The organism is Caballeronia sp. LZ016 (assembly GCF_031450805.1).
Classification (GTDB): Bacteria; Pseudomonadota; Gammaproteobacteria; order Burkholderiales; family Burkholderiaceae; genus Caballeronia.
The window spans coordinates 682,062-694,205 of sequence record NZ_JARTVY010000001.1; the positions used below are offsets into that span (position 1 = coordinate 682,062).

Sequence of the window (12,144 nt, forward strand, 5' to 3'; positions counted from 1 at the left end):
GCCTCGCGCGGGCATTTTCTTTTGCGGGCTCAGTGCGCGCCTAGCGGCCGAGGGTCAGCGTCAGATAGGCGGCGTACAGCACGCCATTGCCCAGCAGCGCCCAGAGCGCGACGCCATTGCCGCGTGCATGAAAACGCAGCCACGCCGCCGCCGCAAGCGTGATCAGCACGCCGGTCAGCACTTCGATTCGCGGCTCCCACGGCGTCAGCATGATGCCGATAGCGGGCAAGAGCGTCCCCTGAAACACCATCGCGCCGGTGATGTTGCCGAACGCGAGCGTGTCCTTGCCGCGCCGCGCCCACAGGATGCTGTTCACCTTCTCGGGCAGCTCCGTAGCGATCGGAATGATGATGAGCGACAGCAGCAGCGCCGATACCCCGAGCGCCTGCGACACGCCTTCGACCCCGTGAATGAAGCCCTTCGCCCCGCCGACGAGCAGCACGATGCCGGCGAGGAACTGCAGCATGATGGACCCGAGGCTGGTCTTCAGGCCGAGACGCGAGATAAAGAGCGTTTCGGGTGCTTCCGTGCCGTGCCCGCTTTCGACGAGATTCGCGGAAGCGCGGAACGTCGCGACGACATAGATGATGTACAGCACGACGAGCCCGCCCGCGAACAGCGCGCGCACTTGCCACGCATGATGCGGCACGAACATCGCGCCTGCCGCGATCAAAAACGCCACGAGGAAGAAGTTGAGGTCACGCGTGAAGCCGCTGCGCTCGGGCGTGATGACGCCGCGCAAGCCGCGCGACTTCACGATGGCGAGCGTCATCAGGCAGGTGGAGAGTGTCGCGAGCATCAGCGGTGCGCCGAGAATCGCGCCGACGCCGATTTCTTCGTTGACCGCGCGGCTCGCGGTGCCGCCCAGGAGCGCGATGATCGGCACGGTGGTCTCCGGCAATGCCGTGCCGACCGCCGCGAACAGCGAACCGGTGACGCCTTCCGAGATGCCGAGCCGTTCGCCCAGATGTTCGAGCGCGTTGGTGAAGAGTTCGGATGCGATCAGGATGATCGCGAGCATGAATGCGAGTTCGAGGAAGAGCATCGTCATGCGGCACCCCGCATCGAACGATGGAAAGCGGACGCGGCGCCAGTGCGAATGCCAGCGCGGGTGAACAATGAATATTGTGATTGTGGGGACACGACGATGATTCCACGGCCGGACGTCAGCGAACCATGATGCGCCACGCCCGTCCGACCAGGAACGACATAGCGCATCAATGGTCTCGCCAAACCGGACCGGTCGAACGCGCCACGGCAGAGAAAGCCGAGGATGTTGACGCGTTCTCCTTCGCAAGACGAAGGAAGGCTACTCCCCAAAGACGGGGGCCAGTGTAGCGTGACGCGCACGGTTCGGCAAGCCGCGCGCCCGCGCGAGGCATAACGGTATGCGCAATGCTTCGTTGTGACGGCTCGCGCCGTTGGATAAGCTGTCGCGCGGGCGCGGCGCTTGCACGCGTCGCCGTGCCCGGCAGATCCCGAGCAACAAGAAAACCGATGTGTGACCGAGAGTCACGGGAGAATCCATGCGCCTCAACCGCTCCAAAGTCCGCGCCACCGCCGCGCTCGCAGCCGCCCTCGTGGCCGCGCCGATCCTCGCGATGTCGAAGCCGCTCACCGTATGCACGGAATCGAGTCCGGATGGCTTCGATGTCGTCCAGTTCAATTCCCTCGTGACGACGAACGCATCGGCGGACGTCGTCTTCAATACGCTCGTCTCGTACGACGAGGCCGCGAAGAAGGTCGCGCCATCGCTTGCGCAGAAGTGGGACGTATCGAGCGATGGGCTCACGTACACGTTCCATCTGCGCCCGAACGTGCAATTCCAGACCACCGACTACTTCAAGCCCACGCGCCCGCTCAACGCGGATGACGTCGTTTTCACGTTCGAGCGCATGCTGTCGGACAGCAATCCGTGGCACAAGGTGGCGGGCGCAAGCGGCTTTCCACATGCGCAGTCGATGGGCCTCGTGAAGCTCATCAAGGCTGTAACGAAGGTCGACGACCAGACGGTGAAATTCCAACTGAACGAGCCGAACGCGACCTTCGTGCCGATCCTCACGATGGGCTTCGCATCGATCTATTCGGCCGAGTACGCGGACCGGTTGCTGAAGGAGAACAGGCAGCTCGACATCAACAGCAAGCCCATCGGCACGGGCCCGTTCGTGCTCAGGAGCTACACGAAGGATGCGGTCATCCGCTACGACGTGAACCCGTCGTACTGGGGACCGAAGCCGAAGGTCGATCGCCTGATCTATGCGATCACGCCCGATGCCTCGGTGCGCGCGCAGAAGATCAAGGCGGGCGAATGTCAGATTGCGCTGTCGCCGAAGCCGCAGGACGTGCTCGATGCGAAGAGGGACAAGTCGCTCGAGGTGAGCGAGACGCCGGCGTTCATGACGGCCTTCGTCGCGCTGAACACGCAGAAGAAGCCGCTCGACAATCCGAAGGTGCGCCAGGCGCTGAACATGGCGTTCGATCGCACGACGTACATGAAGACCGTGTTCGACAACACCGCATCGCCGGCGGTGAATCCGTATCCGCCGAATACGTGGAGCTACGACAAGAGCGTGCAGGCTTATCCCTATTCGACGGATCGCGCGAAGAAGCTGCTTGCCGATGCGGGCCTGCCGAACGGCTTTGAGACGACGATCTGGGTGCGTCCGAATGGCAGCGTACTGAATCCGAATCCGAAGGCAGGCGCGGAGTTGCTTCAGGCCGATCTGGCGAAGATCGGCGTGAAGGCGCAGGTGAAGGTGATCGAATGGGGCGAGCTGATCAAGGAAGCGAAGCAGGGCCAGCACGACATGCTGTTCATGGGCTGGGCCGGCGACAACGGCGATCCGGATAACTATCTTTCGCCGCTATTCAGTTGCAATGCGGTGAAGTCCGGCATCAACTTCGCGCGCTTCTGCGATGCGCAGCTCGACAAGCTGATCGCGGATGGCAAGGCGACGCCCGATGTCGCGAAGCGCACGAAATCGTATGTCGACGCGCAGAAGATCATCCACGATCAGGCGCTGTGGATTCCGCTCGTGTATCCGACGGCCGCGGCGCTGACACGCGCGAATGTCAGCGGGTATAACGTGAGTCCGTTCGGGCGGCAGAATTTCGGGGCGGTTTCGGTGCAGTAAACGGAGACGTCACGCCGGCGCGAACCGCATCACCCCATCCGCGCCGGTCCGACGCTTCAACGCGCCCTCGAGCCAGAGCAGATTCAAATGCGCGAGCGCCTCCCCGAGCGCGAACGTCATCTGGTGAATATCGAGCTGGCGCTTGAACATGATGGGCACGATATCGGCGGCGCTGCAGGGCTTCGTGGCGCACGCCTCCCGCACTTCCGCCAGCCGCGCGCGATGATGCTCCCTCAGTTGCCCGATGCGCGTCTGCACGCCGCGAAACGGCTTGCCGTGCGACGGAAGCGCGAGGACATCGGCGGGCATGGCTTCATAGCGGCCGAGCGATTCCAGATACAGCGCAAGCGGATTGCCTTCCGGCTCGATCGCGAACACCGACACGTTCGTCGAGATGCGCGGCAACACCATGTCGCCGGAAATCAGCAGCGTGTCCGATGCGCAATACAACGCGCTATGTTCGGGCGAATGGCCATAGCCCGTCACCACTTCCCATTCTCGCTCGCCGATGCGCAAGCGATCGCCATCGCGGATACGGCGAAACTCACGCGGCACGGAAGGCACGAGCGTCGGGTAATAGCTGTCGCGCTTCTTGAGCGCTTCGAGCGATGCTTCATCGGTCAGGCCGTGCGTCGCGAAATGCCGCGCCGCGCGTTCGCCGCCAGCGTTGGAACCGTCGCCTGCGGCCATCACGCGGCCCATCGCGTATTCGCCGAGCGAGATCCAGAGCCGCACGTTCCAGCGTTGCCGGTCGCCGCCATTGCAGAGCCAGTCGGCAAGACCGAGGTGGTCGGGATGACAATGCGTGACGATCACGCGCAACACGGGCAGGCCGTCGAGCACGGTATCGAAGACACGCTCCCAGCTCGCGCGGATGCCGTCGTTTGCAATGCCGCAATCGATGACCGTCCAGCCTCGCACGCCGTCGATCTCATCGCGCAAAAGCCAGAGATTGATGTGATCGAGCGCGAACGGCAGCGGCATGCGCAGCCAGTGGACGCCAGGCGCCACTTCCTTCACGCCGCCCGGCTCGGGCAATTCGTCGGCGAATACATAATCGAGCTGGTGTTCGAGTGCGTTCATCGTTGTGCCTTAGGGATTTTCGCCGCATTGCAATCCGGCGAGGTTGACGATAACGTAAACGTCATTCTATCGTTGGACGCCTGTCCGCGCGTCGCGCTTTCCAGATGACTCAGCCCACGCATTACACGATCACCGAACTGGCGCGCGAGTTCGACGTCACGCCGCGCGCCATCCGCTTCTACGAAGATCAGGGCCTTCTCGCACCGCGACGCGAAGGCGCGAACGGCCTGCGCCGCGTGTATTCGCCGCGCGACCGCACGCGGCTGAAGCTCACATTGCGCGGCAAGCGGCTCGGCTTCACGCTGTCGGAAATTCGCACGCTGCTCGATCTCTACGATTCCCCGACCGGCTCGGCGACGCAACTGCGCGCGTTCATCGACACCATCGCCGCGCATCGGGAAGTGCTGCAGCGTCAGCTCGAAGACCTCAACACCACGCTCACCGAACTGGCCGCTTACGAAGAGCAAGGCCGCGCGCTGCTCGCGGCCGGCATCGACAAGCGGACGCGCCGGTCGAAAGCCGCCTGATGCGAGCCGACATGAACCACTTCCCCAAGCTGCTCTCGTCGCAAATCGGCTTCGATGTGGCGCAGACGCTGCTCGAAGGGTTCGACCGGCACTACCGCGTGTTCCGCGAAGCCGCGGTCAAGGCGAAGACGCTGTTCGAGCAAGGCGACTGGCACGCGCTCTCGCAGCTTGCGCGCGAGCGCATCACGTCGTACGACGAGCGCGTCGACGAATGCGTGGCGCGGCTCGAAGACGAGTACGACGCCGAGAACATCGACGACGACGTGTGGCAGCAAATCAAGCTGCATTACATCGGCCTGTTGACGACGCACCGCCAGCCGGAGTGCGCCGAAACCTTCTTCAACTCGGTGTGCTGCAAGATCCTGCATCGCTCGTACTTCAACAACGACTTCATCTTCGTGCGGCCGGCCATCTCGACCGAGTACATCGAGAACGACGAGCCCGCCGCGAAGCCGACATACCGCGCGTATTACCCGGACAAGGACGGCCTGGCCGCCACCCTCGAACGCATCGTCACCAACTTCCAGTTGCAGCCGCCGTTCGAAGACCTGACGCGCGACGTGCAATGCGTGATGCAATCGCTGAGAGACACCTTCGGCGACTTCGCGCCCGCGCCGAATTTCCAGATTCACGTGCTGTCGTCGCTGTTCTTTCGCAACAAGGCGGCGTATATCGTCGGGCGCATCATTCACGGCGATTCGCTGCTGCCTTTCGCCATCGCCGTCCGTCACACCCGCCCCGGCCTGCTCGCGCTCGATACGGTGCTGCTCGAGCGCCAGCAACTGCTCATCATCTTCAGCTTTTCGCATTCGTATTTTCTCGTCGACATGGAAGTGCCGTCGGCCTACGTGCAGTTTCTGGGCAGCATCATGCCGGCGAAGCCGAACGCGGAAATCTATACGTCGCTGGGGCTTCAGAAGCAGGGCAAGAACCTCTTCTATCGCGACCTGCTGCATCACCTGAAGCATTCGAGCGATCAGTTCATCATCGCGCCGGGCATCAAGGGTCTCGTGATGATCGTGTTCACGCTGCCGTCGTTTCCTTATGTGTTCAAGCTCATCAAGGATGCGTTTCCGCCGCCGAAAGACACCACGCGCGCGAAGATCGAGGACAAGTACCTGCTCGTGAAACGCCACGACCGGCTGGGCCGCATGGCCGATACGCTCGAATATTCCAGCGTCGCGCTGCCGCTCGCGCGGCTCGATCATTCGCTGATCCGCGAACTGGAGAAGGAAGCGCCATCCATGATCGAATACGAAGGCGACAAGCTGGTCATTCGACATGTGTATATCGAGCGGCGCATGGTGCCGCTCAACCTTTTCCTGCAGAACGGCAACGCCGATGACATCGATCACGGCATCAAGGAATTCGGCGATGCGATCAAGCAGTTGATCCAGGCCAACATCTTTCCCGGCGATATGCTGTACAAGAACTTCGGCGTGACGCGTCATGGCCGCGTGGTGTTCTACGATTACGACGAGATCGAGTACCTGACCGATTGCAACGTGCGCCGCGTGCCGCCGCCGCGCAACGAGGAAGACGAACTGTCGGGCGAGCCGTGGTATACCGTCGGGCCGCACGATATCTTTCCCGAAACGTACGGCACGTTCCTGCTCGGCGATCCGCGCGTGCGCGAAGCATTTATGCGTCATCACGCGGATTTCTTCGACCCTGCGCTATGGCAGCGTCACAAGGAGCAATTGCTGCGAGGCGAACTCGCCGATTTTTTCCCCTACGACGGAGCCATCCGTTTCTGCGTCCGTTACCCGGACCGATTCGACAAGGCATCCGCACGCGCCGCGTGAGTCGCGGCGCATCCTCGAAACATGCAACACGCAACACAGCAAACGAACATGACTGACCGAAACAACGACGCCGCTCATCCCCTCGCCCATCTCTTGGACAACAACCAGAGCTGGGTCACGCGCAAGCTCGCCGAGGACGCGGAATTCTTCGAGCGGCTCGCGCATCAGCAGGCGCCGGAATACCTGTGGATCGGCTGCTCCGATTCGCGCGTGCCGGCCAACCAGATCATCGGCTTGCCGCCGGGCGAAGTGTTCGTGCATCGGAATATCGCGAACGTGGTCGTGCACTCGGACCTCAACGCGCTGTCGGTGATTCAATTCGCCGTCGATCTGCTGAAGGTGAAGCACATCATGGTCGTCGGCCATTACGGCTGCTCGGGCGTGGGCGCGGCGCTCGTCGGACGGCGCGTGGGTCTCGCGGACAACTGGCTGCGTCACGTGGAAGACGTGCGCGAGAAGCACGCCGCGCTGCTCGACGAATGGCCGATGGGCGAAGCGCGGCATCGCCGGCTCGTGGAATTGAACACCATCGAGCAGACGCTGAACGTATGCCGCACGACCGTCGTCAACGACGCCTGGGCGCGCGGACAGGACCTCACGATTCACGGCTGGACCTACGGCGTCCACGATGGCCGTCTGCGCAACATGGGCATGATGATCAGTTCGCATGAAGCGGTGGACCCGACATATCAATCGTGCCTCGCCGCGTTGACGCGCGACGGCGCACACGCAGCGGAGAACGACGTGATCGCGTCGGATGCGGCGCGGCTCGGCGATGTTCCCGCCGTCATTCAGGGCGTCATCAAGGAGCTAAAACATGAGTGAGACAGGTAACGATGCAGTCGTCATCGTCGCGGCTGCGCGCACGCCGATGGCCGCGTTCCAGGGCGACTTCGCTGCAATGACCGCGCCGCAGCTCGGCGCAGCGGCGATCGGCGCGGCAGTCGAACGCGCGGGCCTCGCACCGGAGGAGATCGACGAAGCGATCATGGGCTGCGTGCTGCCCGCGGGCCAGGGCCAGGCGCCCGCCCGCCAGGCGGCGCTCGGCGCGGGCTTGCCGCTGTCCACCGGCTGCACGACGATCAACAAGATGTGCGGCTCCGGCATGCGCGCCGCGATGTTCGCGCACGACATGCTGCTCGCGGGCTCGGCAAACGTGATCGTCGCGGGCGGCATGGAAAGCATGACGAACGCGCCGTATCTGCTGCCGAAGGCGCGCGGCGGGATGCGCATGGGACACGGCCAGGTGATGGATCACATGTTCCTCGACGGCCTCGAAGACGCCTACGAAAAAGGCCGGCTGATGGGCACGTTCGCGGAGCAGTGCGCGTCGTCTTATGCGTTCTCGCGTGAATCGCAGGATGCGTTCGCGGTCGAATCCCTGCGGCGCGCGCAACGCGCGAACGAGGACGGATCGTTCGAATGGGAAATTGCGCCGGTCACGGTGCAGGGCAGGAAGGGCGAGACACGCATCGCGCGCGACGAGCAGCCGTTCAAGGCGAACATCGAAAAGATTCCGTCGCTCAAGCCCGCGTTCGCGAAGGACGGCACGGTGACGGCGGCGAATTCATCGTCGATATCGGATGGCGCGGCGGCGCTCGTGATGATGCGCGAATCGACCGCGAAGCGCCTCGGCGCGACGCCGATTGCGCGTGTCGCCGGGCACAGCACGTTCGCGCAGCAGCCCGCGTTGTTCACGACGGCGCCCGTCGGCGCAATCGCGAAACTCTTCGAAAAGAACGGCTGGCGCGCGAGCGATGTCGATCTCTACGAGATCAACGAGGCATTCGCCGTCGTGACGATGGCCGCCATGCGCGAACACGATCTCCCGCACGACAAGGTCAACGTGAACGGCGGCGCTTGCGCGCTCGGGCATCCGATCGGCGCGTCGGGCGCGCGGATTCTCGTCACGCTGATCGGCGCGTTGCGCACGCGCGGGCTGAAGCGCGGCGTGGCAACGTTGTGCATCGGCGGCGGCGAGGCGACGGCGATGGGTATCGAACTGATCTGAGGCCACCCACTGACCACCACCATGAAGACCGCTCTCATCATCGGCGCATCGCGCGGCATCGGCCATGAGTTCGCGCGCGAGTATTGCCGCGACGGCTGGCGCGTGCTGGCCACCGCGCGCGACAAATCCGCGCTTTCAGCGCTGGACGCGCTCGGCGCGCAAACCTTCTCGCTCGATGTCACGCAGCCTGAGCAGATCGCCGCGCTCGCGTGGCAACTCGACGAAGAGCGGCTCGATGTCGCGATCATCGTGTCGGGCGTGTACGGCCCGCGCACCGAAGGCGTCGAAACCCCGAGCAACGACGATTTCGACGATGTGATGCACACCAACGTGCGCGGCCCGATGCAACTCATCCCCGTGTTGCTGCCACTCACCGATGCCGCGCATGGCGTGCTCGCCGTCGTGTCGAGCAAGATGGGCAGCATCAGCGAGGCGAGCGGCACGACCGGCTGGCTGTATCGCGCGAGCAAGGCGGCGCTCAATTCCGCGATCAAGGTGGCGTCGCTGGAGTCGCGGCACTCCGCGTGCATTGCGCTGCATCCCGGCTGGGTGCGAACGGAGATGGGCGGGCCGTCGGCCGCAATCGACGTGGCGCGCAGCGTCACCGGCATGCGCGCGGTGATCGCCGAAGCGCGCGCACTGCGCGACGACTTCAACGGCCGCTTCATTCAGTACGACGGCACGAAGCTCGACTGGTAACTTCACTCAATCGGAACTCATCGAATGACCTATCACGTGCACGGCGTCTCGGCATCCGGCAACTGCTACAAGGTGCGGCTCGCCCTCGAACAACTGAACTTGCCGTACGCCTGGCATGAAGTGGACATGATGCACGGCGCCACGCGCACCGATGAGTTCAAGAAGCTGAATCCGAACGGCAAGGTGCCGGTGTTGTGCATCGACGAGACGACGACGCTTTCCGAGTCCGACGCCATTCTCTGCTATCTCGCCGATGGCACGCCGCTCATGCCCGACGATCGCCTGCAACGCGCGCAAGTGCTGCAGTGGATGTTCTTCGAGCAGTACAGCCATGAGCCGTATGTGGCTGTCGCGCGCTTCATCCTCCAGTTCCTGAAGCAGTCCGACGATCCGCGCCTGCCCGACAAAACCGCCGGTTCGTATCGCGCGCTCGACGTGATGGAACAGCATCTCGCGACGCGCACGTTCCTCGTCGCCGAACGCTATACGGTCGCGGACATCGCGTTGTTCGCTTACACGCATGTCGCCGATGAAGCCGGTCTCGACCTGTCGCGCTATCCGTCGATTCGCGCGTGGCTCGATCGCGTGCGCAGCCAGCCGCGCCACGTCGCCATGCCGGGAGTCGATGCATGAAGCCGGTCGAGTGTCCGTGCGGCGGGGCGTCGCCGGCGGCGGGACCGAACGCGCGCGCGCCGCGCTATGCGGACTGCTGTGGCCGTTTCATCGACGGTCACGCCGCGCCCGCAAACGCGATGGAACTGATGCGCTCGCGCTATACCGCCTACGTGCTCGGCAACACGGCGTATTTGCGCGCAACGTGGGACGACTCAACCTGCCCGCCCGGTCTCGATGCCTCCGATACCGCCACCCGCTGGCTCGGCCTGCAGATCAAACGCCACACGCCGATCGACGCGGATCACGAGGAAGTCGAGTTCGTCGCGCGGTACAAGGTGGACGGACGCGCGCACCGGCTGCACGAGGCGAGCCGATTCCGGCGGGCAGAAAACGGCCGATGGATTTACATCGACGGCGAAATAAAAGAAAAGTAAATGCTTTCTTAATACAAGCAACGAATTAGACGGTATTAATTTCCTTAAAATCCCCTTCCAGATTAAGCTGTTACGGGGTTTCCTTTATTGTGCAGTGCAATTTTGAACGGGTAATCTCTCTTTACGCCAGCGCAATGTCATGTTCGCGCCGGGCAAAGAGCGGCGCTCCGTTTCAAAGCCTGTTCGAAGCCATTCGTCGTGCCTTCTCGAGGCGCGACTCCCGAAACCAGCATTCGATACTGCTCCCCGCGAGCAGCGACAGGTTTGTGACTTCGATCAGCGCAGGGTTCGGACCGCGCCGCGTCAACATCGATGGGATGCAGTCGGAGTACACGGATGGCGATCACTAACTGGTTGGTCGGATGCAGCATGGTGTGCTCGCTCGCGACGGCGTTCGTCGCGTCCGCCGCGCGCGCCGAACCGATCGGCGGCGTGCGTCAGTCCGAAGGGCTTTCTGCCCCGGTCTTCGGCAAGATTCCCGATGCGCTCGATCCGAACCTGCCGGTTGTCGCCAACGGTCTGAACGAGACCGTCATCGGCGTGCCGGAAGACGACATCGCGCTCGAAACCACGGTGTTCAAACCGGACGGCGCGGGTCCGTTCCCGATGATCGTCTTCAATCACGGCAAGCTTCCCGGCAACGCGCACGCGCAGCCGCGCAATCGGCCGATCGCGCTGGCGCGTGAGTTCGTGCGTCACGGCTATGTGGTGGTCGTGCCCAATCGTCGAGGCTTTGCGAGTTCGGGCGGCGACTACACGGGACACGGCTGCAACGTCGAAGCCAATGGCTTTGCGCAGGCACGCGACGTGGCGGCGACCGTCGCTTACATGAGCGAGCAGCCGTATGTCGACAAGACGCACATCGTCGTCGCGGGCACGTCGCACGGCGGCCTGACGACGATCGCCTACGGGGCGCGGGATGCCGTCGCGGCGCCCGGCGTGCGCGGCCTCATCAATTTCTCGGGCGGGCTGCGTCAGGACGAATGCGCGGGCTGGCAGAAGAATCTCGTCAATGCGTTCGGCGCCTACGGCGAGCACGTCCGCCTGCCGTCGCTCTGGCTCTATGGCGACAACGACTCGGTCTGGCAAGGCGATCTCTCCGCGCAGATGTACGGCGCGTTCGTCGCGCACGGCGCGCGCGCGGACATGATGGATTTCGGCACGTACAAGAGCGACGCGCACCGGCTCGTCGGCGATCGCGACGGCGTGCAGGTCTGGTGGCCGCGCGTGAAGACGTTCCTCGCGCAGATCGGCATGCCGACCTCGGTGCAGTATCAGGTCGCCGAGCCGCGCGCGCCGCAGGCATCGGGTTACGCGAGTCTCGATTCGGTGCAGTCGGTGCCGTATGTCGACGAAAGCGGGCGCGCCGGGTATCGCAATTTCCTGAGCCAGTATTCGAGCCGCGCGTTCGCCGTGTCCGATTCGGGCGCGTGGTCATGGGCCGAAGGCGGCGACGATCCGATGTCCGTCGCCATCGCGGGCTGTCAGAAGCAGAGCAGCGATCCGTGCCGCCTCTACGCGGTGGACGACGCCGTCGTGTGGAAGGGTGCCGGTGGGCAAACGCAGACGGCATCGCGCTGAACGCCTTTACGATCGCATCGGGAACGCCGGCCACGTGCCGGCGTTTTTGCATCTTGCGCCGCGATCTTTTCTGTACGCGGCGCGATCGGCGAAGATGCACGCGATAACGCGTTGCCGCCTATCCGATGCGCGCGTCCGCCCGGCGCAAATGTCCGTCGAAAAGGGAAGCCCGCGCGCATTTTCGGGATAATTGGAGCGCGCGATGTCTCGCGCGTTTTCCTCGAAATGCGCAGGCCCTGCGGCCTGCCCGATGTA

At 63.7% G+C, this 12,144-nt stretch carries 11 protein-coding genes and 1 riboswitch; of the genes, 9 read left to right on the forward strand and 2 right to left on the reverse strand.

Annotation, left to right across the window (positions count from 1 at the left end; translation table 11 throughout):
- Positions 1-40: 40 nt before the first annotated feature.
- Positions 41-1,051, reverse strand: coding sequence for a sodium:calcium antiporter (locus tag P9220_RS03225; protein ID WP_309763556.1), 1,011 nt, complete (start codon positions 1,049-1,051; stop codon positions 41-43).
- A 106-nt stretch (positions 1,052-1,157) separates the two neighbouring features.
- Positions 1,158-1,330: riboswitch (yybP-ykoY riboswitch) on the reverse strand.
- Positions 1,331-1,526: 196 nt separating this feature from the next.
- Here P9220_RS03225 and P9220_RS03230 point away from each other — a divergent pair.
- Positions 1,527-3,134, forward strand: a complete 1,608-nt coding sequence (locus P9220_RS03230; RefSeq protein ID WP_309763557.1) for an ABC transporter substrate-binding protein — start codon at positions 1,527-1,529, stop codon at positions 3,132-3,134.
- A gap of 9 nt (positions 3,135-3,143) precedes the next feature.
- On the opposite strand, the gene P9220_RS03235 is transcribed toward P9220_RS03230, so the two are convergent.
- Positions 3,144-4,217, reverse strand: coding sequence for an MBL fold metallo-hydrolase (locus P9220_RS03235; RefSeq protein WP_309763558.1), 1,074 nt, complete (start codon positions 4,215-4,217; stop codon positions 3,144-3,146).
- 104 nt (positions 4,218-4,321) lie between these two features.
- On the opposite strand from P9220_RS03235, the gene P9220_RS03240 reads away from it, so the two are divergent.
- From P9220_RS03240 to P9220_RS03275, 8 genes are all read left to right on the forward strand, one after another.
- Positions 4,322-4,744: a MerR family DNA-binding transcriptional regulator gene (locus P9220_RS03240; RefSeq protein ID WP_309763559.1), complete on the forward strand. Its 423-nt coding sequence runs from the start codon at positions 4,322-4,324 to the stop codon at positions 4,742-4,744.
- Positions 4,745-4,755: 11 nt separating this feature from the next.
- Entirely contained in the window at positions 4,756-6,549 is a 1,794-nt protein-coding gene (gene aceK, locus P9220_RS03245; RefSeq protein ID WP_309763560.1) for a bifunctional isocitrate dehydrogenase kinase/phosphatase, read from the forward strand.
- Positions 6,550-6,597: 48 nt separating this feature from the next.
- Positions 6,598-7,374, forward strand: a complete 777-nt coding sequence (gene can, locus P9220_RS03250; protein ID WP_309763561.1) for a carbonate dehydratase — start codon at positions 6,598-6,600, stop codon at positions 7,372-7,374.
- Positions 7,367-8,560 (forward strand): acetyl-CoA C-acetyltransferase, encoded by a 1,194-nt coding sequence (locus tag P9220_RS03255; RefSeq protein ID WP_309763562.1) that lies wholly within the window; start codon positions 7,367-7,369, stop codon positions 8,558-8,560. The genes can and P9220_RS03255 overlap by 8 nt, the downstream gene beginning before the upstream one ends.
- A gap of 21 nt (positions 8,561-8,581) precedes the next feature.
- Positions 8,582-9,259 (forward strand): SDR family oxidoreductase, encoded by a 678-nt coding sequence (locus P9220_RS03260; protein ID WP_309763563.1) that lies wholly within the window; start codon positions 8,582-8,584, stop codon positions 9,257-9,259.
- A gap of 24 nt (positions 9,260-9,283) precedes the next feature.
- Positions 9,284-9,892 carry a glutathione S-transferase family protein gene (locus P9220_RS03265; protein WP_309763564.1) on the forward strand — a complete coding sequence of 203 codons (609 nt, stop codon included), beginning with the start codon at positions 9,284-9,286 and terminating at the stop codon, positions 9,890-9,892.
- A complete protein-coding gene (locus tag P9220_RS03270) occupies positions 9,889-10,308 on the forward strand; it encodes a YchJ family protein (RefSeq protein ID WP_309763565.1) in 420 nt (139 codons plus the stop codon). The genes P9220_RS03265 and P9220_RS03270 overlap by 4 nt, the downstream gene beginning before the upstream one ends.
- A 336-nt stretch (positions 10,309-10,644) precedes the next feature.
- Positions 10,645-11,889 carry a CocE/NonD family hydrolase gene (locus tag P9220_RS03275; RefSeq protein WP_309763566.1) on the forward strand — a complete coding sequence of 415 codons (1,245 nt, stop codon included), beginning with the start codon at positions 10,645-10,647 and terminating at the stop codon, positions 11,887-11,889.
- The last annotated feature ends 255 nt before the right edge of the window (positions 11,890-12,144 follow it).